The sequence below is a fragment of the Franzmannia pantelleriensis genome (genome assembly GCF_900102875.1).
GTDB lineage: Bacteria > Pseudomonadota > Gammaproteobacteria > Pseudomonadales > Halomonadaceae > Franzmannia > Franzmannia pantelleriensis.
Genome location: NZ_FNGH01000006.1, coordinates 16,269 through 41,153 on the forward strand (window position 1 = coordinate 16,269; position 24,885 = coordinate 41,153).

Genomic DNA, 24,885 nt, shown 5'->3' on the forward strand with positions numbered 1-24,885 from the left:
TTTACGTCGTTTGGCGTGGTGGCGCTGTGCCGGGGCATCAGGAGGTGTGTTCACCGAGGTTGACGCGATAACGGAACCGCTCGGGGCGACCGTGTACGCGGCGGTACTCGATCACGCGGCCCACAGGGTTGCGCGCAACGCGCTCTATGACGGCGACCGGTGAATCGGCGGGAAGCGCGAGGTGCCTGGCGCTGGCCGACGTGGCGGTACCGAACGAGAGCTCATCGGTGGCAGACGAGATGAGGATCCCGAGTGTCTGCAGGAATACCGGATAGAGCAGCGGCCCCATCTCCTTGGGATCGAGTGTCATCAGTCCATCGAAGTCGGGTAGGCGCAGGAATATCTCCTCGAACAGCAGTGGATCTCCTGCCCAGAGACGGACACGTTCCAGCTTGAGGCAGCGTGTGCTGCCATCGTCGCCGAAGGCTTGCTTGACCGCGGGAGGCAAGTCGACCTCCTGACGCGTCAGGATACGGCTCTCGGGGATCACCGGACGGTCAGGATCCTCGACATCGTGAACATGAAAGAAGCGGAATAGGTCAGCGCGGAATGCCGGTTGCTTGACGAAGGTACCGGTGCCGCGGCGGCGCTCGAGCAAGCCCTCGTCCACCAACTGCTTAAGGCCCATACGCATGGTCGCCAGCGCTACGCCATACTCCTCGGCTAGCCGATTCTCGGACGGCAGCATATCGCCAGGCGACCATTCGCCATTGGCGATACGCGATGCCAGCTGATCGCGTAGCCGTGCATAGAGCGGTAGACGTCCATCGCTGCGTGGGGTGTGTAGCGCTTGCATCGGGGGCTCCTGGCAGATTCCGCTGTCTGGTTGATGTCACTAAAGACCAGTGTATACTTCTAGTCAATCAGTTCTCTAGAGAACTAGACTTATGTCTAATTGGCGTGTCGAGTATGGATGGCGGCTCGCATGGCCGGAGAGGGAGGAATCCAGAGTGACGCTAGGCTTCGACTGTCACGCCCACGTCTATGCGCAAGTGGTTGAGAACAACGGTTCCAATTACCGCCCTTCGCGGCCGGCGCCACTGCATGAGTGGCAGGCGCACCTGATGGCCTGTGGGCTGCGTGGTGGTGTGCTGGTGCAGCCGAGTTTTCTCGGTCACGACAATCGTGAGCTGCTGCGGATTCTCGGCCAGCTGGGTGAGGACTACCGCGGAGTGGTGCAGCTTCCCAAGGATACGAGCCTGACCGAGATGCGCCAGCTCGATGCGGCCGGCATCGTCGGCGTGCGTTGGAATCTGATCGAGCGGCGCCGCGAACTTCCCGACCTGAACGATCCTCAATGGATCGACTTCCTCGACCGGCTGAAAGTGATGGCGTGGCACCTGGAGCTGCACCTGGAGGGAAATCGTCTGCCAGAACTCTTGCCCGCGCTGCATGAGCATGGTGTCAACCTGGTGATCGATCACCTGGGGCTGCCGAACGAGCCACGGCCATCTGCTGATGACGGCTTTCGCCTGCTGTTGCAGACGGCCACGTCCGGTCGCACCTGGGTCAAGCTGTCGGCGCCATATCGCTCACCAGTGCGCGATCTCAGACCACACGTGGGTGCCCTGCTCAATGAGTTGGGACCAGATCGGCTGGTATGGGGCAGCGACTGGCCCTGGACTCGCCATGAAGGCAAGCACGATTACCCGGCTACTCTCGACTGGCTGGCTGGCTGGGTCCACGATGACGATGACCGGCGCGTTATCCTGAACGATTCTCCGCGGCGGCTATTTCGTCTCGATTGACGATGGTTCGAGAGGGACTAGGGCGGACGAAGACCCCGGTCGCTCTCATCGAGCGGCTGGGGCCGTGGCGTTTCAGGATGCAGGCGAAGCTGCCGTGCGGTGTTTTTACCTTGGCCAGCCGTGGACGATGGCTCAGGCTCAGGCGTCCAGGCTATCGAATAGCCACGCCAGTCCGAGTGGAAAACGAGCCGTTAAAAAGAGCCCACCAGCGAGCCCACCAGAATCAGCAGGCGCAAACCGCGATAGGCCAGATATATCAACAGCAGCAGCGCAACGCCGATGGCCAGAATGCCGCTCATGCCGTGTCTTCCTCGGCGTCGGTGCCGGTCACGCCGCCAAACGATATGCTGGCTTTTTCCTTGGTCATGTCAGCTTCTATATCATTCATGTTGCGATGCAGTATAGCGGTTCGTGTTTGATTTTCCTCCCCTCGGCGAGGATCTCTCGTCGCCTGACTTAAACTAAAGTCTAATCCCGTGCATTATGTTGGAAAATATTTCCACTAAATAAAGGAGGCGGTCTGCACGGACCGTTATGACTCATGGCAACTCAACTGCTTACCCTGATCCGCGACCTGCTGGCTACACCGCGTAGCGAGGCCGAGGATACCCCGGCCACGAAGGAACGGTTTCCCACCATCTGGGATGTGTCGTTGCCCACCAAGCAGGCAAAGTAAGATCGCGCGGTTATCAATTCAGGGCGCCCATGTCGTATGACATGGGCGCCCTGTCAGTTTGTGAGGATCGACGGCGACCGCTGGCGCAGAGCCAACTGGGCAACCAGATGGGCGCTGAGTTCGGCGGCGTCGTCATCGGCGCCGTGGATGGCGCCCGACTTGCGCCTTCGCATGAAGGGCAGACCCATGGCGTAGAGGCCGGGAGCCACCACCCCGCCTTCGTGGCGCAGGCGCCCTCGGGCATCGAACACCGGTACCTGCAGCCAGCGGAAGTCGGGACGAAAGCCGGTGGCCCAGAGCACCGTCTTGATCTCACCGGCAGCCAGGTCGAGGCCCAGGCAGGGCCGCGGTGGCACCCGGGTGGGCGCCGGGCGCTCCGGGGCGGGCAGGGCCTCGTGCCAGCCGTGGGCGATGGCCCAGGCGTCCAGGTTGTCGAGCAGCCGCGCCAGCTTGAGATCCGCCGCGGTGCAGTGAACGGCCAGCGAGCCCGAGAACTGCAGGCGGGTGCCGACCAAGCCGGCCAGACGCCCCACCAGGCGCACGCCACGCTCGCTCAGGGCGTTGAGGTCGAGATCCTCGGGCGTGGCGCTGCCCAGCAATTGCGGCGAGGGCTGACGCCGGGCGCGGGCGAGATCTTCCACCTCGTCGAAGCGCTGGTCGAGCAAGCCGGCATGCTCCAGCCACCATTGAATGTCACGGCCGCGGTAGCGCCGCGGCAGGCGCAGGTGCTGCCCCACGGCCAGCGTGACGCTTCGACCGCTGCGCTGAAGCTCGTCGGCCAGCTGCACGCCGGTGGCCGAGGCGCCTATCACCAGCACGCCGCCTTCTGGCAGCTGCTCCGGTCGACGGTACGCATGTGGCGTCAGGCTCATGATCCATGGCGGCAGGGCTGCCGCCATGGCAGGCACGACGGGAAGCTGGCAGGCACCGGTGGCGATTATCGCCGCGTGGCAGCGCCATTCGCCCCGATTGGTGACGATCCGGTAGCCTCCCTCCACCTGGCGCAGAGTGAGCACTTCGGTCGCGGTATGCAGCGGGGCCGAAAGGCCCCGTGCATAGTCATCGAGAAAGGCGATCAGCTCCGGCATGCTCATGAAGCCTTCCGGCTCCGGGCCGGCATAGGACTGCCCGGGCAGGCGACACTGCCAGTTGGGCGTGAGCAGGTGCAGCGACTCCCAGCGCTCGTGGCGCCAGGCGTTGGCCACCTCGCCGCGTTCCAGCACCACATGGTCGATGCCGTGCCGGGCCAGATGATGGCTCATGGCGAGCCCGGCGTGGCCGGCGCCGATGACCACGGCGGTCACACGCTTCATTTCAGCTCGACCTTCACGTGGGTGGGATTGGTCAGCAGGTCGTACACGGCCGAACGCTTTTGCGATTGGGCGACCAGCGCCTCGATATCCGCGCGGCTGGCGTCGGCGTCGATCTCGAACGTCACGCGGATGTCGTCGAAGCCGTTGCGCACCTCCGGGTCCATCCCGAGGATGCCCTGGATATCCATGTCGCCCTCCACCATGGCCTTGACCGAGCGCAGCTGGATGCCGCGATGCTGGGCCACGGCTGCGACACCGGCGGTGAGACAGGCGGCCAGCCCGACCAGCACATACTCCACCGGAGTGGGGCCTTGGTCTTCGGCGGCGAACACTTCGGGGTGGTCCGCCTGGTAGGTGAAGCGTGAGCGATGCCGCTGTGTTTCGCCGAGGCCGTGGAAATCCTCGACGGCGATCTGGCTGTGCGTGCCGCGAATCCAGTCGCAGTGAGCGCGCCAGGTGAAGCGGGCGGCCTGCGGTGCCTGGGCCAGCGCTTCGCGGGCGCCCAGCAGGGCGGTGACGTTGACGCCGTTGTCGATCTGTTGAGTAGTGGTGTGCATGGAGCTCTCCTCGTATTGTTCTGGAAACACTGCACAAATGTCTGCGCGAGCGAATCACTGCGTTGCGCGGTGCTCGGAATCCTCACCTATACCCCATAGGCTCCGGTTCCTGTGCTCCGTGCGCCTTGCGCTTCATCTCGCTCGTCAATTCGTTCAGCGTTTCCTTTCTCGTCGTGGGTGACCGTCAGCGGTCAGCTGCGAGACTCGCTGGGGCACGTGAGACCCAGCGTGGGAGAGGGCGTGGTTTTTCAGGGCTGCGCCGTGGTATCGGCCGGTGCGATGCGTTGAAAGGCCCAGATGCGGTTGACCGGCATGCCGGCCTGATGCTGGGCCAGGCGTACCGATTCGGCATCGGGCGCTTGGTAGAGGCAGTGCATGTGCTGCCGGTCGAGGGAGAAGTGGCTGCGCAGGAAACGCACGTGATGGTTGGACAGACAGGCGGCCCCGGCGTTTTCCAGGGCCTGGATCGCCTCGAAGGTGACCGGGGCGGCGAAGTGACGTTCGACCAGCACGTTGCCTTCCGCCAGCTCTGAGTCTTTCAGGCCCGGTGCAGCATGCACGGTGCCGCCCCACAGTGAACTGACATCGGCCCCAGCCTGGCGCAGGCCGATACGCGCCGATTCCACGTCGGGCGCCTGAAAATGACAGACCAGGCGTTGCCCATCTCGTGCCAGCAGGCTTTCCTGCCATTGGATCCGATGCAGATCGAAGCATGGCTGTCCTTCCAGGGTCAGGGCACGCACCAACTTCGATCCGAGAGGGCGCGGGAGGCGGCGCTCCAGGAACACGTCGATCATGCTTCGTCCTCGGCGGCAGGTTGCTCCAATAGCGTGTGACAGCGTCGCCTGACCCAACCCGCAATGGGCTCTTGCAGCAGACTTTCGGCGGCCTGGGCATGCTCACGCCGTTCGTCTTCGTCACCCAGGCGGCGGGCGCACTCGGTCAGCAGGGCGTGGGCCAGCAGCTGCTCGCTGCGACGTTCGAGCACATGGGCATGCTCCAGGGCCTCGCCGGCGCGCTGCCTAGCCGTTTCGGTTCGAGCGCGAGCGAGATCGAGCCGTGCCGCCTGCAGCAGCAGCGTGGCCAGGCGATGGCGGGCATCGGCGTGGCGCAGGGTGACGAGCGCGACGCCGAAGGGGGCGGAGTCGTCCTCGAGGGCATACGAACACAGGGCCGCGGCAGCGTCGGCATATGGCGCCTCGCTGCCGTCGCGCAGGCGTTTGCCGAGTTCCTGCAGCTGGACGCAGCGCTCTTGGGCCTGCTGGTAATCGTCCCGCTCCAGGTCGATCAGCAGCAGCGACTCCTGAGCCTGGAACTCGCCCAGTCGGTCGCCCATGGCCTTGCACAGGGTACGCGCCTCGCGAAAGTAGCTCGCCGCCTTGTCGAAGCGGTCCTCATGCAGGCTGAGCAGGCCTTGTGCCAGGGGAATGGCGGGATGGCCGATGTGTTGGCGAGTGGCCCGTTCGCGCGCCTGCTCGAGCAGCTCGGCCGCCTGGCCCAGGTCGCGCTCCAGCATGGCCAGACAGCGCGCGGTTTCCGCCATGGCGATGACCTGCTCGCGGTCGTCGCCGCAGCGGGTTGCGCGCTCCGCCTGGAGCGTCTGCTCATGGGCGTCGCTCCACTGGCCGTGAGCCCAACGGATATGGCTGGCCAACTGATAGCCGAGCCGGGCATGGGCCAGGGCGCCGTGCTCCAGCGCCTGCTCGGCCAGCGCCACCACTGCGCCGACACCGGCCTCCCAGTCCGCCAGTGGGGCGGCGCTGTAAAGAACCTCGTGCAGTTCGATGGCGAGACAGACACGCCGGGTGCCGGTCATGCCATCGGTCAGGGCCAGGCCCTGCTGGGCGAAGCGCTGGGCTGCTTCGTTGGCGAAGTTTCGCAGACAGAAGCGCCCGGCTTCGATCATGGCCCGGGCTGCCAGGTCGAGGTCGCCGCTGGCCTGGGCGTGGTGAACCAGGCTGGTAGCCTGGCACATGTCGTTGAGGTGGCTTGCGGCCAGCCATTCGGCGATGCGCCGGTGCATGGTCTGGCGGCGTACCGGGGAAATGGCCTCGTAAAGCTCGGTTGCCATGGCGTCGTGCGTAAAGCGCAGCCCCTCGGCGCTGATGGAGAGCCACTGATGGCGTTCGGCTACTTCCAGGGCGATACCGAGACGATTGGTATCGAGCCCCGAGACCTGGCCCAGGGTGGTGAAATCGGGATCCGGTGCCAGCAGCGCGGCCCAGCGCATCACTTCCAGGGTGTCGCCCGTCAGCTCCGGATGGATTTCCCCCGTGCCCACCGCTCCCGAGGCGTGTGGAGTCGCGGTATCGACATTCTCCGGCAGGGGAGGCAGTGAGGACTTCGGCTCCCGCCAGGCACGCAGCAACTGGCCGTTGAGCGGCAGGCCCGCCTCGCGGATGAGCCGCACGCCCAGTTGCAGCTGCTGCTCGGCCTCGCGCGGGCGGTGCAACGCCAGCAGCAGACGCACCAGCTGCGCACGCGCCGTTTCATTGAAGGGCGCCAGGCGTACCCAGGCATGGGCGTGGGGCAGGGCATGCAGCGGAGAGTCGGCCAGACGCTCGACCAGGGTCGTCAGCAGGGTCGTCTGGGCGCGTACGGCCGCTTCGCGTTCGGCCAGGCACCAGCCGTGGAAATCATGAAAGCGGTCCAGCACCAGCCCCTCCAGAAAGGGGCCACGGTAGCGGTTGGCCGTATGATCCAGCGCTTCGATGTCGGCCTCGGCCAGGCCGCCGTTGCACAGCGCATGCAGGCCGGCCACGTCGATGTCGATGTCGGAGGTATCCAGGCTCACGGCGAGGCGGTCGGCTCGCAGTCGTGGCCGACCTGGTGTGTCCACCAGTCGGCGCAGCTTCGACAGGCTCCAGCGCAGCGAGCCCCGGGGATCGTCGGGAAGCTCCCACAGCAGATCGCACAGGTGCTCGCGGCTCAGGGGGCGCGAATGACGGGCCAGGTAGGCGAGCAGGGCGCGGGTCTTGCGCGAGGGCGGCAGCGACAATACCTGCCCGTCCCGAATGACTTCGAGATCGCCAAGCAGGTTGAGGGTCAGCGTGTTCATGTCCGGACCCGATGTTGTCACGTTAGCAGTATAGTCCGCGCCGAGCGTTCGGTTTCGTCTCTGCGATGCTAAAAACCACGCTGGCTCACACGCCGGCTTCCTCGGCATGGGGCAATGCTGTCGGCATACCCATCCGAGGAGACTCACCATGACCCGCTACGCCAGCATTCTGGACACCATCGGCCGCACTCCGCTGGTGCGACTCGCCCGGCTTGCGCCGCCGACGGTGAACGTGCACGTGAAGGTGGAGGCCTTCAATCCCATGGGCTCGGTCAAGGACCGTATGGCGCTGGCGGTGATCGAAGCGGCCGAGCGCAGCGGCGACCTGCGCTCGGGCCAGACGGTCATCGAGGCAACTAGCGGCAATACCGGCATCGGCCTGGCCATGGTCTGCGCACGCAAGGGCTACCCGCTGGTGGTGACCATGGCGGAAAGCTTCAGCCTGGAGCGGCGACGGCTGCTACGCTTCCTCGGTGCCCGCGTGGTACTGACGCCGGCCGCCGAGAAGGGCAGCGGCATGCTGGCCAAGGCGATCGAACTGGCAGAGAAGCACGGCTACTTCCTGTGCCACCAGTTCGAGAACGAAGCCAACGCCGAGGTGCACAGCCGCACCACGGCAAGGGAAATACTCGACGACATGCAGGGCGAGCCGATTCATGCCTGGGTCAGCGGCTTCGGCACCGGCGGCACGCTCAAGGGCGTGTCGCGGGTGCTCAAGGCGGCCGATCCGCGTATTCGCATCGTCGTTGCCGAGCCCGACAACGCCCCGCTGCTGGGTAGCGGCGAGGCGCAACCGGCTGGCACCAGCCATCCGCGTTTCCGTCCGCACCTGATGCAGGGCTGGAGCCCCGATTTCATTTCGCCGCTGACCCAGCAGGCGGTGGCCGCCGGCATGGTGGACGAGATCGTGCCGGTGGCCGGGGAGGAAGCGCTGCGGCTGGCCCGTGAGCTGGCCCGCAAGGAGGGCATCTTCGTCGGCATTTCCGCTGGCGCGACCCTGGCCGCGGCGCTGGAGGTGGCAAGGCGAGCGCCGGCCGGCAGCCATATCGTCTGCATGCTGCCCGACACCGGTGAGCGCTACCAGTCCACTCCGCTGTTCGAGGGCATCGAGGACGAGATGAATGAGGAAGAGCTGGCCCTGTCGCGCTCAACGCCCGGCTGTCGTTTCGATGTGCCCGCGCCACGTCCGGCGGCCGTTGCCGCACCCCGGGCCGTACAGCCGGTGGCTACGGCGTACGATGTCGAGGCCGAGCGATGCCTGGAGGCGTGCCTGGCCCAGACGCCGGTGGTGATGTTCTCCCTTGCCTGGTGCGAGTTCTGCTGGGCGGCGCGCAAGCTGTTTGCCCGGCTGGGGGTCGACTACCTGAGCGTGGATCTCGATTCACCCGTTTATCAGGCCGACGACATGGGCGTGCGCCTGCGCCCGGAGCTAGCGCGGCGTTGCGGAGCGCCGACCATCCCGCAGATCTTCATCGGTGGCGAGCCCCTCGGCGGCTGCAGCGAGCTGTTCGAGGCATGGCACGACGGCAGCCTGGGGCGGCGACTCGCCGCCTGCGGCGTCGCCTTTGATGCCGAGGCCGTCATCGACACCGGGCTGCTGCTGCCGGCCTGGCTTCATCCGCGTTCCGCCACGGCCTGAGGGAGAGAGACCCATGAGCTATATCGCAACGACGCCACCCGAGCAGGCCGAAGGCGAGGTGCAGGCCATGTATCAGCGCCAGCAGGCGCACTTCGGCTACCTGCCCAACTATGCCCGGCTGTTCTGTCATCGCCCCGAGGTGATGAAGGCCTGGGCGACGCTGATCGCCACCATCCGCCGCCCCATGGAGTCGCGCCGCTACGAGCTGGTGACCGTTGCCGCCGCCCGGGCCCTGGGCAACTCCTACTGCTCGTTGGCCCATGCCAAGTTCCTGGCGGAGCTGGTGGGCATGGCGGCCACCCAGGCGATGCTACTCGGTGAGGAAGGCGCGCCCGACCCGGTCGAGCGCGACATCATGGCCTTTGCCGCCAAGGTGGCCTGCCGCGCCCAGGAGGTCGGCGCCGAGGATATCGAAACACTGCGCGCCCATGGGCTTGCCGACGACGACATATTCGACATCGTCGCCGTGGTCGCCGGGCGCGCCTTTTTCACCCGTATTCTCGACGGCTTGGGGGCCGAACCCGATGCCGCCTACCGCGAGCTGCCCACCGAGCTGAGTGAGGCGCTTTGCGTGGGCAGGCCCATGGCTTTGAGCTGAGCCGGTCGTGAGCCAGAATAACGGACACCCCATAGGCATGGAGGAGATGCCGTGAGCGAATACACCGATTCGCTGCGCGACGTGTTCGAGTTGTTCGGCCCCATTACCGTGCGGCGCATGTTCGGCGGCCACGGCATTTATCACGATGGCCTGATGTTCGCGCTGGTGGCCGACGAGACGCTCTATCTCAAGTTCGATGAGTACAACCTGGGCGACTTCGAGCGCGAGGGGCTCGAGCCGTTCGCGTACGACAAGGGCGGCAGGGTGGTGCAGATGTCCTATTACCAGGCGCCGGAGGAGCTGTTCGAGGACCGCGAGCTGGCCGCAGCCTGGGCACGCCGCTCCTTCGAGGCCGCCCTGCGCGCTCAGGCGGGCAAGCGCAAGACGAAATCCTGAGGTCTGGCCGGTGGCGTTCAGGTGGTGGGCGGCCCCTTGAGTTCGACGGTGTTGCCTTCGGGGTCTGCGAGGTAGAGCGAGGGACCCGAACCCTCGGCGCCGTAGCGCTGCACGAGTTCGCCGGCCTCGATGTCGTGCGTGGCCAGGTGTCGGCGAATCTCCTCCTCGTCGAAGGGCTCCAGCGCTTGAGTCACTTCCACCTGCCACGCCCTCGCTCCGATACCATGCGGCCGAAGTAGAGCAGGCCGAAGTTCAGCCAGGCCAGGGTGAGTATCAGCGTGAAGCCAAGAATGGTGGGTGCGCCGAACTGGGCGATGAGCGGCAGCGCATTTGGGTCGCTGCCTGCCATGCATTACGTGGTTCAGCTTAGCTGAATTCGGCCACCGTCCAAGGATGCGATACGTTATCCTGTTTCGGTCGTAGCATGCTCGATACGGGACCAGAACCCATTACCCGACGGTTCTAGAAGCACTACCATAATGCCTGGACATGTCATGGACAGCCCTCTTGTCGAAACCCGCAGCTATCCCGATCGCGAACTGAGCGATCGCCACGGTTTTCACCAGTTGCTGCTGGGGCTAGACGGTGCCCTGGAGCTGGAAGCGGCAGGGCGGCTCATTCACGTGACCCGCGGTGTGCTGGCCCCGGTAGCCAGCGGCGACCTGCATCATTATCTGGCGCCGGGAGACAACCGCGTGCTGGTGCTCGACTTGCCCGAGGGGTGGTGCGAGGCGCTGGTCCTGGATGGCTTGTTCGAAGGCTCGGCGCGGCGTTTGCCGGAGCCGCTGGTGGCCCAGGGGGAAAGGCTTGGCGGTACCGACCAAGCGCTGGCCCGCTGGCTCGAGCTGGCGCTTGGAGCCGGTGGGCGTCGGCTGGTGCCGCCGCGGATCAAGCTGCTCGATCTGCTGCCTGCCATGCGCGCCGACCTGGCGCACCCCTGGCGCGTGGCCGAGATGGCCCGCCGCTGCCACCTGGCCGAGGCCGTCTTCGCCCGCCAGTTCCGCGCGCTGACCGGCCAATCGCCCCACGAGTGGCTGGTGCGGGAACGATTGGCACTGGCCCGCGTGCTGCTGTTGAGCGATGCCATTTCGCTGACCGAGCTGGCCCAGACCTGCGGCTTTGCCGACAGCGCCCATTTTTCTAAGAGTTTCCGCCAGTGGCATGGGGTGTCGCCCGGCGAGTGGCGGCGTAGAGGTCAGGATTCGACAAGCGACAGCCTGGCCTGAACGGCATGCTGAAGCCTCGACGTTGTTGATGAGGCTTGCGCAATGTTATCGCTCTCCCGCCGTCAGGCCACGGTAATCGGGGCCACCACCGTTCTCAACTGGGCATTGCTCGCCACCCTGACCCAGCTCTCCGGGCCGGTGCCGCCGTTCCAGCTCACCGGGCTGGCGTTCTGCATTGCCTTCCTGTGCTTTCTTGCCTGGAGCCTGGGGCGACGTGAGTCGTTCGTCGCGCCGTTGCGCCAGGCGCCTTCGGTGTGGGCACTTGGTGTCGGCGGGTTGTTTGGCTATCACGCGCTCTATTTCGTCGCCCAGCAGAACGCACCGCCGGCCAATGCGGGGTTGATCAGCTATCTGTGGCCGCTACTGATCGTGCTGTTCGTCGGCCTGCTGCCGGGGGAGCGGCTGCTGCCTAGGCACGTGGTGGGTGGGCTGCTGGGCTTTGCCGGAGCGGCGCTGTTGATCGGCGGCGACCTGGGCGCTGGCGGCAGCGTACTGGGCTATGGGGCGGCCTTCGCCTGTGCCCTGGTGTGGAGCGGCTATTCAGTGCTGTCGCGAACCAAGAAGGCGGTTCCGACCAGCGCCGTGGGCGGTTTCTGCCTGGTCACGGCGCTGTTGGCCTTCGCCTGTCACGGCCTGTTCGAGGCCACGCGCTGGCCCCAGGGCATCGAGTGGCTGGGTGTGATCGGGCTGGGGTTGGGGCCGGTGGGTAGTGCCTTCTTCACCTGGGACATCGGCGTCAAGCACGGCGAGCTGCACCTGCTCGGGCTATTGGCCTACGCCACGCCGCTGCTCTCGACACTGGTGCTGATCGTGGCCGGCTACGCCGAGGCCACGCCGTTGCTGGCCCTGGCGGCAGGCGTGATCACCCTGGGCATGCTGGTTGGTAGCGGTGCGCTGGTACGTCGCAAGCGGCGGGAAGTCCCCGTGCGCTCCGCCTGAGACAGGCGCACGGGTGAGCGGAGCATTGAGAGCGAGCCGTTAAAACGAGTCGCTCATAACGAACCTCTCAAAACGAGCCCACCAGCGAGCCCACCAGGATCAGCACAATCAGCGAGATGATCGGCCCCACCACGGCCACCGCGGCGATGTCCAGGTAGGCCTGGCGGTGCGTCAGGCCGCAGATCGAGAGCAGGGTGATCACTGCGCCGTTGTGGGGCAGGGCGTCCAGTCCGCCGGTGGCCACCGCGGTGACCCGGTGCAGAAGATCCGGTGAGATGCCGGCCGCCTGGCCCATGGCCAGGTAGGTGTCGCCGAGGGTGGAGAGCGCGATACTCATACCACCGGAGGCGGAGCCGGTCATGCCGGCCAGCAGATTCACGGCGATGGCCAGCGAAATGAGCGGGTTGTCGCCGCCAGCGGTGGTCACCCAGGCACTGATGGCGTCGAAGGCCGCCAGCGAGGCGATCACCGAGCCGAAGCCGACCAGACTTGCGGTGTTGAAGATCGGCAGCAGCGAAGCACTGGCGCCGCTATCCAGCGAGGCGGTCAGCTGCTGCAGTCGCGGCCAGTTGAGTGCAATCAGCACGAGTATGGAGAGCACCAGGGCGGAGATCACTGACCATACCCCGCGCACCGATTCGATACTGGTGGCGCCGTAGACCGGGTCCGCCAGGTAGCCGGTGTCCATGGCCGGAATGACAACCGCGGTGAACAGCAGGTTCAGTGCGATCACCAGCACGATGGGAAGCAGTGCCAGAGGCAGGCTAGGCAGTCCGCCGTGTGGCTGTGGCTGGACCTCGGCCAGGTCGAAGCCTTCGCCGGCGGCGTGCTCGCGCAGGTGATCGGGGGGCGTGGGATCGCTGTCATGCTTGCCGTAGCCCTCGCCCGCTGCCCGGGCCTGCCGGGCGCGGTAGCTGAGCCAGGCCTGGCCCAGGCCCAGCATGATCAGCCCAGTCATGATGCCGAGCCCCGGGGCGGCGAAGGGCGAGGTGCCGAAGAAGGGCATGGGGATGGCGTTCTGGATGGCCGGTGTACCGGGCAGAGCGGTCATAGTGAAGGTGAAAGCGCCCAGGGCGATGGTGCCCGGGATCAGCCGCTTGGGCAGGTCGGCCTTGCGAAACAGTGCCGCGGCGATGGGAAACACGGCGAAAGCCACCACGAATAGCGACACGCCGCCGTAGGTCATCACCGCGCAGGAGAGCACCACGGCGAGAATCGCCTGGCTCTCGCCCAGGCGTTGGACGATGGCGCCGGCCAGTACCTCGGCGCTGCCGGAATCCTCCATCAGCTTGCCGAAGATCGCCCCGAGCAGGAACAGCGGGAAGTATTGGACGATGAAGCTACCCGCCGAGCCCATGAACACCTGGGTGTAGCTGGCCAGCAGCGGGGTATCCACCGACACCAGCGCCACCAGGGCAGCCAGCGCCGGGGCCAGAATCAGCAGGCTCAAACCGCGATAGGCCAGATATATCAACAGCAGCAGCGCAACGCCGATGGCCAGAATGCCGCTCATGCCGTGTCTTCCTCGGCGTCGGTGCCGGTCACGCCGCCCAACGATATGCTGGCTTTTTCCTTGGTCATGTCAGCTTCTATATCATTCATGTTGCGATGCAGTATAGCGGTTCGTGTCTGATTTTCCTTCCCTCGGCGAGGATCGCTCGTCGCCTGACTTGAACTAAAGTCTAATATCATGCATTATGTTGGAAAATATTTCCACTAAATAAAGGAGGCGGTCTGCACGGACCGTTATGACTCATGGCAACTCAACTGCTTACCCTGATCCGCGACCTGCTGGCTACACCGCGTAGCGAGGCCGAGGATACCCCGGCTACGAAGGAACGGTTTCCCACCATCTGGGATGTGTCGTTGCCCACCAAGCAGGCGAAGTAAGATCGCGCGGCAAGCTGACGGTCGTTATCGCGTCGCACAGGTATTAACGACAAGGGGGCCCATGCCATCAGGCATGGGCCCCTTGTCACGTTAGGATGGGCGCCGGACGAGGCGTGTGGGAGCCTCAGTGGTGCCCGGCGTTGGGGAAGAACAGCTGCTCGCCGTCGATGGCGTAGCCGGCAATCGCCGCCTGGCCCTCGTCCGAGACCAGCCACTGGTGCCACTGCTCGGCGAGGTCGTGCTTGAGGTGCGGATGGCGCTCGCGGTCCAGCAGCAGGCTGCCGTACTGGTTGAACAGCGCTTCGTCGCCTTCGAACAGAATGGCGAGATCCTGGCGGTTGTCGAAGGCCAGCCAGGTGGCACGGTCGGCGAACACATAGGCGTCCATGCCCGCCGCGGTGTTGAGGGTCGGGCCCATTCCGCTGCCCAGCTCGCGGTACCAGCCGCCGGTGGTATCGACCCCGGCCTCTTCCCAGAAGCGCTGCTCGGCGCGGTGGGTGCCGCTGTCGTCGCCGCGGGAGGTGAACGGTGAACCGCTGGCGGCGATGCGGCTGAAGGCATCCAGGGCATCGTCGGCGTCGGCGATGCCGGCCGGGTCGTCGCTGGGGCCGATGAGCACGAAGTCGTTGTACATCACGTCGAGGCGCTCGCTGGCATAGCCGTCGGCGACGAACTGCTCCTCGCCCTGTGTATCGTGGACCAGCAAACTGTCGGCATCGCCGCGGCGGGCGATCTCGAAGGCCTGGCCGGTGCCTACTGCGACGACCCGGACGTCGATGCCGGTGGTCTCGCGAAACTGCGGCACGATATCGGCGAACAACCCCGACTGCTCGGTGGAGGTGGTCGAGGCCAGGGTGATATAGCGCTCGTCATCGGCGGCAAGTGGCGCCGAAAGGGCGATGCCGAGGGCGAATGTCGAGAGCAGATGGCGACGTTGCATGTGGAACTCCTTGTTGTCGTAGTGATGTTGCTACTGGGGTTACCAGGGCAGCTCGCCGCGCACGAAGGCGGCGGCCTCGCTGCTCTCGGGGGCAGCGAAGAAGCGCTCGGCAGGGCTGTGTTCGAGCAGCCTGCCGGCATTGAGGAACACCACGTCGTCGGCCAGGCGCCGCGCCTGATTGAGGTCGTGGGTGGTCATGACGATCTTGGTACCGCTGTGATGGAAGTGATCGACGGCCTCTTCGACGGCGCGGATCGCGGCGGGATCCAGCGCCGAGGTGGGCTCATCGAGAAACAGCACGTCGGGTGCCAGCAGCCAGGCTCGGGCCAGCGCCAGTCGCTGCTGCTCGCCACCGGAGAGTACGGGGGCCGGTCGCTGGGCGAGCTGGGCCAGGCCGAAGCGCTCCAGCGCCGCCTGGGCGCGGGCCTTGCGCTGGCGTCGTGGGCAGCCGCGGATCGCCAACACGTAGGTGAGGTTGGCCAGGGCGCTGCGCTTGAGCAGTACCGGGCGCTGGAAGACCATCGCCTGGCGTAGTGCCAAGGGCGGATTGGGCACCCGGCCGTTCCAGCGGATCGTTCCGCTCGTTGGTGTCAGCAGGCCGTGGCAGAGGCGCATCAGTAGGCTCTTGCCGGCGCCGTTGGGTCCCATGATCAGGGTGCGTCCGGCGCCGAGACGGAGATCGATGTCGTGCAGCAGGTGCTGGCCGCGATGCGCGAAGCCGACGCCCGCAAGGGTCAGCGGCAACATCGGGTCGACCGCGGTGCGTGGCATGCCGGGCTGGGTCAGGTCGTTCATCCCATCTGCCTCCGCGCGCGTTCGCCGAGCAGGTGGGCGGCCGCGTTGACGCAGGCTACCAGCAGCAGCAGCACCAGCCCCAGGCCCAGCGCCAGCGCCAGGTTGCCGCGGTTGGTCTCCAGGGCGATGGCGGTGGTCATCACCCGGGTGACGCCGTCGATATTGCCGCCCACGATCAGCACTGCGCCGACCTCGGCGCTGGCGCGGCCGAAGCCGGCCAGCACCACGGTGGTGAGGGCCACTCGGGCATCCCACAGCAGGGTGGGCATCATGCGTGCGCGGCCTAGCCCGAACGAGGCCAGTTGCTCGCGGTACTCGCCAAGCAGCGCTTCGATATGCTGGCGGCTCAGGGCGGCGACGATGGGTAGCACCAGTACCACCTGGGCGATGACCATGGCGGTGGGGGTAAACAGCAGCCCCAGCTCGCCCAGCGGTCCTGCCCGTGACAGCATCAGGTAGACCATTAGACCGGCCACTACCGGCGGCAGCCCCATGAAGGCGTTGAGCACCACGACCACTGCGCCGCGCCCGGGAAAGGCCCATAAGGCCAGCGATGCACCCAGCGGCAGGCCGATCAGCGCGGCGATCAGCACTGCACTCAGCGACACTTGTAGCGACAAGCGCACGATATTCAGCAGTGTCGGATCGAGAGTAACGATCAAGGTTAGTGCGGTGGCGAAGGCGTTATCGGCGATTGGCATCTCGGGCTCCCTGCAAGCTCTTGCATGATGTGGCGTTATGCGACTCTATGCATCCTGTGCTGTAATCAATGCAGCCATACGCAGCTGAATGCCACCTTGACGCGCGAGAACGCTTGCCATGACCGCCCACGCCTACCTCACCACCCGCGAGGCTGCCGACTACCTGCGCCTCAAGGAGCGCAAGCTCTACGATCTGGTGCGCCAGGAGCTGATCCCCTGCACACGGGTCACCGGCAAGCTGCTGTTTCCGCGCCAGGCGCTGGACCTGTGGCTGATGAATCACCTTGAGGGGGACCAGCGTAGTCGCGCGCCGCTGGCGGCGATCCTCGCCGGCAGTCAGGACCCGCTGCTGGAGTGGGCGGTGCGTGAGTCGGGCTCGCAGCTGGCGACGCTGTGCCACGGCAGCGGCGACGGCGTGCGCCGGCTGCTGGCGGATCGGGCGTTGGTAGCCGGCGTGCATCTACTCGATGCCGACACTGGCCGCTACAACGACCCCCAAGCGCTGGGGCTGGGCGGCATGCGTGACCTGGTGGCGATCCGCTGGGCACGGCGCCGCCAGGGGCTGATGCTGGCCCCGGGCAACCCGCTGGGCATCGAAGGGCTTACCGATTTGGCGCGTCCCGAGGTGGTGCTGGCCCATCGCCAGCCGGACGCCGGCGCCGAGCGGCTTCTGTCGCTGCTGCTTACGCGCGCAGGGATGCGCCTGGAGACGCTTAACCTGAGCCCCGACGTGGCCTTGAGCGAAGATGACCTGGCGCTGGCGGTGCGTCGTGGCGATGCCGATGCGGGGCTCGGCGTGGAGGCGGCGGCCCGTCGCCATGGGCTGGATTTCATCGGCTTGCACGACGAGTGCTTCGACCTGCTGCTGCGCCGTCGCAGCTATTTCGAGGCGCCGCTACAGCGCCTGATGCGCTTCGCCCGGGAGCCGCGCTGCCAGGAGTGGGCGGTGAGGGCGGGCGGCTACGACCTCAGCGAACACGGCACCGTGGTCTATAACGCCTGAACTCGGTCAAGCACCACATTGTTTCCATATTCTGGGACCAGAGGCGTGGCGGGCGTGAGGTATAGTAATTAGTGAACGCTGTTCGAGCCTGCCCGCCCATCAGAGGCGCGGGATGCCCTTGCCGGGCATCGCTGTGATGCAGGCCGAACCGGGAGCGAAGGGGATAACGGGCATTACCTTTATCCTCATGAGGCAAGACCATGCGACTGTTACCCCTGATGATTGCTGCCGTGGCGCTGACCCTGGCCGGCTGTAGCTATTCGCCGGCGAGGATCACCCCCGAACCGCTGATCGAAATCGATGGCCGTGATCACCGCCATCATCGTAGTGGCCGCCACAGCCATCACTACTATCACTACGACGACCGCCGTCGCGGTGGCTTCTGCCCGCCGGGGCTGCGCAAGCAGGGGCGCTGCTGAGAGAGTGACGCCCTGTTCAGCGCTGCTGCAGGGCCTGCTCGAGTATCGCCAGTTGCCCCGGGGCCAGGGCGTTCTCCACTGCGGTGACGCGCAACACGTGGCCTAGCGCCGGGTCGGCAGGGCGGGCAATCAGCTTGCCGGCTTCGAGCATCTCGCGATGCACGCGTCCGGCGAGTTCGGCGCTGGGCAGGCGCAGGCCGACGAAGTTGGTGGCACTGGGCAGCACGTCGGCGCCCAGCGCACGGAAGTGCTCGCTGAGCCGTGCGCGGCGCTTACGTACGGCATCGACGTGAGCGGCCGTCTCCCCAGGGGCGTCCAGCACCACCTCGGCGGCGGCCTGGGTCAGCGTCGAGACCGCATAGTGAATCCGCACCTTCATCAGTACTTCCAGCGTCTGCGGCTCGGCGATGGCGTAGCCGACCCGCAGCCCGGCCAGACCGTGGGCCTTGGAGAGGGTGCGCAGGCGAATCACCCCGGGCAGTACGCGGCGCCCGAACTCGCCGTCGGCATCCTCGCGGAAGTCGTGGTAGGCCTCGTCGAGCAGCAGCCAGCAGTCGTCGGGCAGGGCCGCCTGCAGCGACAGGATGGCGTCGTCGCCGTGGAGGTGGCCGCTGGGGTTGTCGGGGTTGGCCAGATACACCAGCCGCGCATCGTGGTCGTGGGCGGCGCGGGCCAGGGCGTCGAGATCCGGCGCCAGGCGGCCAGGTCCCTCGTCGTAGGAAACCTCCTCCACTCGGCAGCCCTGACCGCGGGCAAAATAGCCGAAGGTGGGGTAGGTGCCGGCAGTGCCGACCACGCATTCGCCGGGCATCACGGTGGCCCGCAGCGCCAGGGCGATCAGGCTGTCGGCACCGGCATCCACCAGCATGGCGTCCAGCGGCATGCCGTGACGAGCGGCCAGGCGCTGGCGAATGCCCAGCGCCTCGGCGTCGCCGTAGCTGTAGACGTGCTGTGCCATGGCATCGCCGAAGTGCTGGCGCAGCGCTCGATGGGGCATGTCGAGGCCCTCGTTGGAGCCTAACTGGTCGGGGATGTCTCGGCCCAGGCGGCGTTCCAGCACGCGGACCCCGGGAAAGGGGTTATGGGGGCCGTCGCCGGTCAGGTGTTTGGGGAATCTCGGCATTGGGTCCTCCTCCATCATGATGATTTTTGGCCATGTAGCATGACAATGGCGACGGCGGCCAGGGTCAATAGCAGGGCGATCAGGATCCTCGGCGTCAGCGGTTCGCCAAGCAGCAGGATGGCGCTGGAGACGCCCACCGTGGGAATGATCAGGGTACTGATGGTGGATTGCGCCACGCTCAGCCGTTTTACGTTCATGAACCACAGCATCTGCGCCAGGCAGATCGAGAACAGCAGATGATAGCCCAGTGCCAGCCAGGTACTGGCCTGCCAGCTGGCCGGCGGGGGCGGTGATTCCAGCGCCAGCATCATCACGATCATCGGCAGCGCACAGAGCGCGAACTGCCAGCCGGTCACCACTACCGCGTGGCTCTGCCAGCTGCCGCGCTTTTTGATCAGCACTGTGCCCAGTGCCCAGGAGAGTGCCGCCCCGAGCATGATCAGCGGCCCCGCCAAGCCCTGCACGCCGCCGGCCAGGGCCGCCGGGCCGAGCAGCAGAAGTAGGCCCGCCTGGCCGCACGCCAGCCCCCAGCCCTGGCGGCGAGTGACGCGCTGGCCGAGCAGCCACCAGGCCAACAGCAGCGCCCAGCAGGGCATGCTGAAGGCGATGATGGCGGCCTGGGAGGTGGGCATCCGCAGTTGGCCGAAGGCCGTGGCCAGGTTGAAGCCGAGAATGGTGAACAGCCCCGTGGCGGCGAGCCAGGGCCACTCGGCCGCCGGCACCGCCAGCGGCAGGCGTCGCCAGCGCGCCCAGGCCAGCAGCAGCACCGCCCCGGTGGTAAAGCCGATGGCCCTGAGCGTGAAGGGCGGCAGCTCCATCAGGGCGAAGCGCACCGCCGGCCAGTTGCCACCCCAGAACAGGCCGATCGCAGCGATCAGCAGAACGGCCGCGAGGCGCGGTGAGGCTCGCAGGCGCGCGCGGGCCAGGGCCAGGCTCATCCGCTAGCGTCCATCAGCACCTTGTAGCGGTTGAGCAACCCCAGGGGGTCCATGGCGTGCTTGAGAGTGCGCATCAGGGCGAGCTCTTCACGGGTCCGGGAGAGCGGCAGATAATCGCGTTTCTCGATCCCGACGCCATGCTCGGCGGAGATCGAGCCGCCGAGCTCGGCCAGCGGTGAATAGACGTGCTGTTCCACCGCGCGCCGGGTGGCCGGTGCGTCGCTGCCGACCCCGACGGAGAGGTGCAAGTTGCCGTCGCCGAGATGGCCGAAGGTGACCACCCGGCCTTCGGGCCAGTCGCGGCGGATCGCCGCCTCGACCCGGTCCACGTAGCCCTCCATGGCGGCGATCGGTAGGCTGACATCGAAGGTGAACAGCGGCGCCAGGCCCTGGATCAGTCCTTCGATATCTTCACGAATGGCCCATAGCCCCTGGCGCTGACTGTCGGACTGGGCCAGTACGGCATCGCTGATCAGCTCCTGTTCGAGGGCCGTCTCCAGGGCGTGGGCAAACTGGGCGGCATGGCTGTCAGGATCGCTGCCCAGCGACTCGACGATGGCATAGTAGGGCGCATCTGGCGCCAGCGGTGGCGCGTGGCGATCGCTGTCCACGGTGAGCAGCCGGAAATGGCTCTGCCACATCGCCTCGAAGGCGGCGAGGCTGCCGCCCAGCGAGCGTCCGAGGTGGCCAAGCAGGGCGGTCAGGGCAGCAAAACTCGGGCAGGCGACCATGGCGGTCTGCACCGCTGTCGTTGGTGGATGCAGGCGAAGCACGGCGCGGGTGACGATGCCCAGGGTCCCCTCGCTGCCGATGAACAGCTGCTTGAGGTCGTAGCCGGCGTTGTTCTTGAGCATGTGGCTCATCGAACTGACCACGCTGCCGTCGGCGAGTACCGCCTCCAGCCCCAGCACCTGCTGGCGCATCATGCCGTAGCGAATCACCCGGATGCCGCCAGCGTTGGTGGCGATATTGCCGCCGATGGTGCAGCTGCCGCGGGCCCCGAGATCGAGGGCAAACTGCAGCCCGACCTGTTCGGCGGCCTCCTGGACTCGCTGCAGCGGCGCGCCGGCCTGCACGGTGAGTGTCGCGCCCACCGGGTCAAGGGCCTCGATGGCGGTCATGCGCTCCAGCGAGATCACCAACTCATCACTGCCGGCCTCGGCGCCGTGCACCAAGCCGGTCAGGCCGCCGTGGGTGACCACCGGCTGGTGGGCGGCATGGCAGGCGCGCATCACCGCAGCCAGTTCCGCGGTATCCGCGGGGCGGACGATCGCCGCGGCCTGACAGGGCGCGCCGGTCATCCAGTCCACCGCGCGGGCAGTGACCGCCTCGCCGGTCAGTACATGGGTGTCGCCGACGATGGCGGCGATCTCTTCGAGCAGGGCATCCATTCGTTGCGTTGTCTCCTTGTCAGGCGTCGGCGAGCTCGTGCTCGCGCCCGGGAATGGCGTCGAGCAGCTCACGCGTGTAGACCTCCCGGGGCGCCAGGAACACCTCCCTGGCCGGTCCCTGTTCGACGATGCGGCCGTGCTGCATGACGATGATGCGGTCGCAGATCTGTGCGGCCACCCTCAGATCATGGGTGATGAACAGCAGCGACAGCGATAGCTTCTGCTTGAGCTCCTCCAGCAGTTCGAGGATCTGCGCCTGGATCGAGACATCCAGCGCCGAGACCGCTTCGTCGGCGACGATCAGCTCGGGCTCCATGGCCAGCGCCCGGGCGATGCCGATGCGCTGGCGCTGACCACCCGAGAACTCGTGGGGGTAGCGGTCGTCGGTCCCGCCCAGGCCCACCAGCGCCAGCAGCTCCTTGGCCTTGGCGAAGGCCTGGGCCTTGGACATGCCGTTGGCCATGGGCCCCTGGGCGATGGCATAGCCGACCCGATGGCGCGGATTGAGTGAGGCGTAGGGGTCCTGGAAGATCATCTGCACGCGGTGGCGCTCGCGGCGCAGCGACTCGCCCTGCAGGTGCATGAAGTCGGTGCCGGACAGGCTCAGGGTGCCGCTGTCCGGGCGCTCCAGACGCACCACGCAGCGCCCGAGGGTCGACTTGCCGGAGCCCGACTCGCCGACGATGCCGATGGTTTCGCCCTTGACCAGCGAGAAGGAGACGTCCTGCAGGGCGTGTACTTCCCGCGCCGATTTGAATAGCCCCCCCTTGGAGCGGAATACTTTGCTGAGCCCTTTGACCTCGAGCAGCGCGGTATCGGTTTCGGCGCCGCGGGCTTCGGGGATCACATTACTGGGAATCGCCTCGATCAGCGCCCGGGTGTAGTCGTGCCGCGGGTGCTTGAGCACCTCGTCGGCCTCGCCGAGTTCGACGATCTTGCCGTGGCGCATCACGCAGACCCGGTTGGCGACTTCGGCGACCACCCCGAAGTCATGGGTGATGAACATCACTGCCATGCCGCGGCGGCGTTGCAGGTCGCGGATCAGCTCGAGGATCTGGGCCTGGGTGGTGACGTCCAGCGCCGTGGTGGGCTCGTCGGCGATCAGCAGCTCCGGTTCCAGTGCCAGGGCCATGGCAATCATCACCCGCTGGCGCTGGCCACCCGAAAGCTGGAAAGGGTAGGCGCGAATCGCCTTGTCGGGCTGCGGGATACCCACTTCGGTGAGCAGCGCCAGGGCCTGCTGCTGGCGCTCCCGGCCGCTGAGCTGGCCGTGGGCCTCGAACACTTCGGCGATCTGGTCGCCTACCCGCATCAGCGGATTGAGCGCGGTCATCGGCTCCTGGAAGATCATGCCGATGCGCAGGCCGCGCAGCGTGCGATGCTGGTGCTCGGAGAGCTTGAGCAGATCCTGGTCATCGAAGATTGCCTCGCCGCCGCTGGCGTATACCCCCTTGGGCAGCAGGCCCATCACCGCATTGGCGGCCATCGACTTGCCGGAGCCGGACTCGCCCACCACGCACAGGATCTCACCGCGAAACACGTCGTAGCTGACATCCTCCACGGCCAGGGCGCGGTCGGCGCCCTTGGGTAACGAGATGCTCAGGTGGCGCAGGCTGAGCAGGGGCGTCTGGGTATCGGTCATGGTGGTGTCCCCTCAAGAGCGCTCGCGGGCGAGTTTCGGGTTCAAGGCATCGTCGAGCCCTTCGCCCACCAGGTTGAGGGCCAGCACGGTGAGCAGGATCGCCACCCCCGGGAAGAAGCTCAGCCACCAGGCCTGGCGGATCACGGTGCGCGCCGCGCCGATCATGTAGCCCCACGACATCACATTGGGATCGCCAAGCCCCACAAAGGAGAGCGCGGATTCCAGCAGGATGGCGGTGGCCACCATCAGCGAAGCCAGCACGATGATTGGCGACAGGGTGTTGGGCAGAATCTGGCGCACGATGATAGTGGCGTTGGACTGGCCGACGAGTCGCGCCGCCTCGACGTACTCGCGGTTACGCAGCGACATGAACTCGGCGCGCACCAGGCGCGCCACCGGCGGCCAGCTGACGATGGCGATGGCCAGCACGATGGAGGTAATGCTGGGCTGCATGATCGCCACCAGCACGATCGCCAGGGCGAAGTTGGGGATGGTCTGGAAGAACTCGGTGAAGCGCATCAGGCCGTCATCGATCAGGCCACCGTAGTAGCCGGCAACGGCGCCCAGCGGTACGCCGATCATCAGTGCCACCAGGGTCGAGACCAGCCCGATCATCAGCGACACCCAGGCGCCGTGCATCAGCCCCGCGGCCACGTTGCGGCCCATGGTGTCGGTGCCCAGCAGGAAGCCGTCGACCTCCATGGGCGGCAAGAAGGGGCGCTGGACCATACGCCAGGGCGACTCGGGAAACACCAGCGGTGCCAGGATCGCCATCACAATGATGCCTAACAGAATGATCAGCCCGAACAGGGCGCCGCGGTTCTGGGCGAAGCGAGCGAAGAAACTCATGAGCCCTCCTTGATGCGCGGGTCGGCCAGTCCGTAGACGAGATCGGTGATGATGTTGAACACGATCACCAGGGCGGCGGAGAAGAAGAAGATCCCCAGCAGCAGGTTGTAGTCACGCTGTTGGAGTGCCTCGAACATCAGCCGTCCGATGCCAGGCCAGGCGAACACCGTCTCGGTGAGGATGGCGCCGCCCACCATCTGCCCGGCCTGCAGACCGGCCAGGGTGATGATCGGCAGCAGCGCGTTGCGCAGGATATGGCGTCGTTGGATGACGCTATTCTTGAGCCCCTTGGCGCGGGCGGTCTTGACGAAATCCTGTTGGCTGGCTTCGAGCATCGAGGCGCGGGTCATGCGGGTGTAGATCGCCATGAAGAACAGCGCCAGGGTCGTAGCAGGCAGGATCAGATGTTTGCCCACGTCGAGCACCAGGGCCAGGCCGGTATGGCCGGCACCCACGGTGTACATGCCGTAGGCGGGGAGCAGGTCCAGGTAGACCGAGAACAGTACCACCGACATCAGCGCCACCCAGAACAGCGGGGTGGCATAAAACAGCAGCGCCAGGGTCATGATGATCGAGCCGGAAGGCTTCTTGACCCGCGCCGCGGCCAGCGAGCCGGCGACAATGCCGAGTGCCAGGGAGAGCACGAAGGCGGTGCCGGTGAGCAACAGGGTCGCCGGCAGACGCGCCAGGATCAGGTCGAGTACCGGCACGCCCTGGCGGTAGGAGAAGCCGAAGTCGAGCATGGCGATGCCCGAGACATAGCGCCATAGCTGCACGTACATGGGTTGGTCGAGGCCGAAACGTTCACGCAGCTGGCGCAAGAACTCTTCATCGGTGGCGCCAGCCTCGCCGGCCAGGATGGCCGCGGGATCGCCGGGGGCAAGCTGGATCAGCACGAAGTTGAAGATGATGATCATGAACAGCACGACCACGGCCTTCAACAGGCGCATCGTGATCAATCGGAGATAGAGCATGCGAAGGCCTCAGGCTGGAGGAAACGCCTTGCCCCGGGGCGATTCACCGCCCCGGGGCAATCTGGTGGAG

27 protein-coding genes are annotated in these 24,885 nt (G+C 66.3%); 10 read left to right on the top strand and 17 right to left on the bottom strand.

Annotation, left to right across the window (positions count from 1 at the left end):
• Nucleotides 1-37 precede the first annotated feature (37 nt).
• Entirely contained in the window at nt 38-796 is a 759-nt protein-coding gene (locus BLT16_RS08540; protein ID WP_089658121.1) for a GntR family transcriptional regulator, read from the bottom strand.
• Between the two features lie 154 nt (nt 797-950).
• Between BLT16_RS08540 and BLT16_RS08545 the strand changes: the two genes are divergently transcribed.
• Nucleotides 951-1,748: an amidohydrolase family protein gene (locus tag BLT16_RS08545; protein ID WP_089658122.1), complete on the top strand. Its 798-nt coding sequence runs from the start codon at nt 951-953 to the stop codon at nt 1,746-1,748.
• A gap of 541 nt (nt 1,749-2,289) precedes the next feature.
• A complete protein-coding gene (locus tag BLT16_RS21105; protein ID WP_281243300.1) occupies nt 2,290-2,424 on the top strand; it encodes a hypothetical protein in 135 nt (44 codons plus the stop codon).
• 53 nt (nt 2,425-2,477) lie between these two features.
• Here the strand turns inward: BLT16_RS21105 and BLT16_RS08550 are convergent, their stop codons facing one another.
• The 4 genes from BLT16_RS08550 to BLT16_RS08565 all read right to left on the bottom strand — a co-directional run bounded on the left by BLT16_RS08550 (nt 2,478) and on the right by BLT16_RS08565 (nt 7,352).
• Nucleotides 2,478-3,737 carry a flavin-containing monooxygenase gene (locus tag BLT16_RS08550; protein ID WP_089658123.1) on the bottom strand — a complete coding sequence of 420 codons (1,260 nt, stop codon included), beginning with the start codon at nt 3,735-3,737 and terminating at the stop codon, nt 2,478-2,480.
• A complete protein-coding gene (locus tag BLT16_RS08555; protein WP_089658124.1) occupies nt 3,734-4,294 on the bottom strand; it encodes an OsmC family protein in 561 nt (186 codons plus the stop codon). The genes BLT16_RS08550 and BLT16_RS08555 overlap by 4 nt, the downstream gene beginning before the upstream one ends.
• Before the next feature lie 248 nt (nt 4,295-4,542).
• Nucleotides 4,543-5,091 (bottom strand): DUF4242 domain-containing protein, encoded by a 549-nt coding sequence (locus BLT16_RS08560; protein WP_089658125.1) that lies wholly within the window; start codon nt 5,089-5,091, stop codon nt 4,543-4,545.
• The gene (locus BLT16_RS08565) at nt 5,088-7,352 is read right to left on the bottom strand and encodes an ATP-binding protein (protein ID WP_176817199.1); all 2,265 of its coding nucleotides are present in this window, start codon (nt 7,350-7,352) and stop codon (nt 5,088-5,090) included. Before BLT16_RS08565 ends, BLT16_RS08560 begins: the two co-directional genes overlap by 4 nt.
• 148 nt (nt 7,353-7,500) lie before the next feature.
• Between BLT16_RS08565 and cysK the strand changes: the two genes are divergently transcribed.
• The 3 genes from cysK to BLT16_RS08580 are packed head-to-tail and all read left to right on the top strand — an operon-like array spanning nt 7,501 to nt 9,985.
• Nucleotides 7,501-8,991, top strand: a complete 1,491-nt coding sequence (cysK, locus tag BLT16_RS08570; RefSeq protein ID WP_089658127.1) for a cysteine synthase A — start codon at nt 7,501-7,503, stop codon at nt 8,989-8,991.
• A 13-nt stretch (nt 8,992-9,004) separates the two neighbouring features.
• Complete coding sequence (locus BLT16_RS08575; RefSeq protein WP_089658128.1) at nt 9,005-9,589, top strand: carboxymuconolactone decarboxylase family protein; 585 nt, start codon at nt 9,005-9,007, stop codon at nt 9,587-9,589.
• Nucleotides 9,590-9,640: 51 nt separating this feature from the next.
• Complete coding sequence (locus BLT16_RS08580) at nt 9,641-9,985, top strand: TfoX/Sxy family protein (protein WP_089658129.1); 345 nt, start codon at nt 9,641-9,643, stop codon at nt 9,983-9,985.
• A 17-nt stretch (nt 9,986-10,002) separates the two neighbouring features.
• Here the strand turns inward: BLT16_RS08580 and BLT16_RS08585 are convergent, their stop codons facing one another.
• Nucleotides 10,003-10,185 carry a VOC family protein gene (locus BLT16_RS08585; protein WP_218124428.1) on the bottom strand — a complete coding sequence of 61 codons (183 nt, stop codon included), beginning with the start codon at nt 10,183-10,185 and terminating at the stop codon, nt 10,003-10,005.
• Nucleotides 10,176-10,334, bottom strand: a complete 159-nt coding sequence (locus tag BLT16_RS20820) for a hypothetical protein (RefSeq protein ID WP_176817197.1) — start codon at nt 10,332-10,334, stop codon at nt 10,176-10,178. Before BLT16_RS20820 ends, BLT16_RS08585 begins: the two co-directional genes overlap by 10 nt.
• A 145-nt stretch (nt 10,335-10,479) precedes the next feature.
• Here BLT16_RS20820 and BLT16_RS08590 point away from each other — a divergent pair, with 145 nt between their 5' ends.
• Together BLT16_RS08590 and yddG are read left to right on the top strand one after the other, a co-directional pair.
• Nucleotides 10,480-11,211 carry an AraC family transcriptional regulator gene (locus tag BLT16_RS08590; protein WP_089658130.1) on the top strand — a complete coding sequence of 244 codons (732 nt, stop codon included), beginning with the start codon at nt 10,480-10,482 and terminating at the stop codon, nt 11,209-11,211.
• A gap of 42 nt (nt 11,212-11,253) precedes the next feature.
• The gene (gene yddG / locus BLT16_RS08595; RefSeq protein ID WP_089658131.1) at nt 11,254-12,150 is read left to right on the top strand and encodes an aromatic amino acid exporter YddG; all 897 of its coding nucleotides are present in this window, start codon (nt 11,254-11,256) and stop codon (nt 12,148-12,150) included.
• Between the two features lie 67 nt (nt 12,151-12,217).
• Here yddG and BLT16_RS08600 read toward each other — a convergent pair whose 3' ends face one another.
• On the bottom strand, nt 12,218-13,663 hold the full coding sequence (locus BLT16_RS08600; RefSeq protein ID WP_089658132.1) for a GntP family permease: 1,446 nt from the start codon (nt 13,661-13,663) through the stop codon (nt 12,218-12,220).
• 242 nt (nt 13,664-13,905) lie between these two features.
• Between BLT16_RS08600 and BLT16_RS21110 the strand changes: the two genes are divergently transcribed.
• A complete protein-coding gene (locus BLT16_RS21110) occupies nt 13,906-14,040 on the top strand; it encodes a hypothetical protein (protein WP_281243300.1) in 135 nt (44 codons plus the stop codon).
• A gap of 124 nt (nt 14,041-14,164) precedes the next feature.
• Here BLT16_RS21110 and BLT16_RS08605 read toward each other — a convergent pair whose 3' ends face one another.
• From BLT16_RS08605 to BLT16_RS08615, 3 genes are read right to left on the bottom strand one after another with little or no spacing between them, the layout of a single operon-like run.
• A complete protein-coding gene (locus BLT16_RS08605) occupies nt 14,165-14,980 on the bottom strand; it encodes an ABC transporter substrate-binding protein (protein WP_089658133.1) in 816 nt (271 codons plus the stop codon).
• A 39-nt stretch (nt 14,981-15,019) separates the two neighbouring features.
• Entirely contained in the window at nt 15,020-15,775 is a 756-nt protein-coding gene (locus BLT16_RS08610) for an ATP-binding cassette domain-containing protein (protein WP_245701553.1), read from the bottom strand.
• Complete coding sequence (locus BLT16_RS08615; protein WP_089658134.1) at nt 15,772-16,476, bottom strand: ABC transporter permease; 705 nt, start codon at nt 16,474-16,476, stop codon at nt 15,772-15,774. The genes BLT16_RS08610 and BLT16_RS08615 overlap by 4 nt, the downstream gene beginning before the upstream one ends.
• A 118-nt stretch (nt 16,477-16,594) precedes the next feature.
• On the opposite strand from BLT16_RS08615, the gene BLT16_RS08620 reads away from it, so the two are divergent.
• Both BLT16_RS08620 and BLT16_RS08625 read left to right on the top strand, forming a co-directional pair.
• Nucleotides 16,595-17,479, top strand: coding sequence for a helix-turn-helix transcriptional regulator (locus tag BLT16_RS08620; RefSeq protein ID WP_089658135.1), 885 nt, complete (start codon nt 16,595-16,597; stop codon nt 17,477-17,479).
• 200 nt (nt 17,480-17,679) lie between these two features.
• Nucleotides 17,680-17,898: a hypothetical protein gene (locus tag BLT16_RS08625; protein WP_089658136.1), complete on the top strand. Its 219-nt coding sequence runs from the start codon at nt 17,680-17,682 to the stop codon at nt 17,896-17,898.
• Between the two features lie 16 nt (nt 17,899-17,914).
• Here the strand turns inward: BLT16_RS08625 and BLT16_RS08630 are convergent, their stop codons facing one another.
• From BLT16_RS08630 to BLT16_RS08655, 6 genes are read right to left on the bottom strand one after another with little or no spacing between them, the layout of a single operon-like run.
• Nucleotides 17,915-19,021: a pyridoxal phosphate-dependent aminotransferase gene (locus BLT16_RS08630; RefSeq protein WP_089658137.1), complete on the bottom strand. Its 1,107-nt coding sequence runs from the start codon at nt 19,019-19,021 to the stop codon at nt 17,915-17,917.
• Nucleotides 19,022-19,035: 14 nt separating this feature from the next.
• On the bottom strand, nt 19,036-19,959 hold the full coding sequence (locus tag BLT16_RS08635; RefSeq protein WP_089658138.1) for a DMT family transporter: 924 nt from the start codon (nt 19,957-19,959) through the stop codon (nt 19,036-19,038).
• Complete coding sequence (locus BLT16_RS08640; RefSeq protein ID WP_089658139.1) at nt 19,956-21,350, bottom strand: FAD-binding oxidoreductase; 1,395 nt, start codon at nt 21,348-21,350, stop codon at nt 19,956-19,958. Before BLT16_RS08640 ends, BLT16_RS08635 begins: the two co-directional genes overlap by 4 nt.
• A 19-nt stretch (nt 21,351-21,369) precedes the next feature.
• Entirely contained in the window at nt 21,370-22,992 is a 1,623-nt protein-coding gene (locus BLT16_RS08645; protein ID WP_089658140.1) for an ABC transporter ATP-binding protein, read from the bottom strand.
• 12 nt (nt 22,993-23,004) lie between these two features.
• The gene (locus BLT16_RS08650) at nt 23,005-23,841 is read right to left on the bottom strand and encodes an ABC transporter permease (protein WP_089658141.1); all 837 of its coding nucleotides are present in this window, start codon (nt 23,839-23,841) and stop codon (nt 23,005-23,007) included.
• Nucleotides 23,838-24,815 carry an ABC transporter permease gene (locus tag BLT16_RS08655; protein ID WP_089658142.1) on the bottom strand — a complete coding sequence of 326 codons (978 nt, stop codon included), beginning with the start codon at nt 24,813-24,815 and terminating at the stop codon, nt 23,838-23,840. Before BLT16_RS08655 ends, BLT16_RS08650 begins: the two co-directional genes overlap by 4 nt.
• Nucleotides 24,816-24,885: the final 70 nt, after the last annotated feature.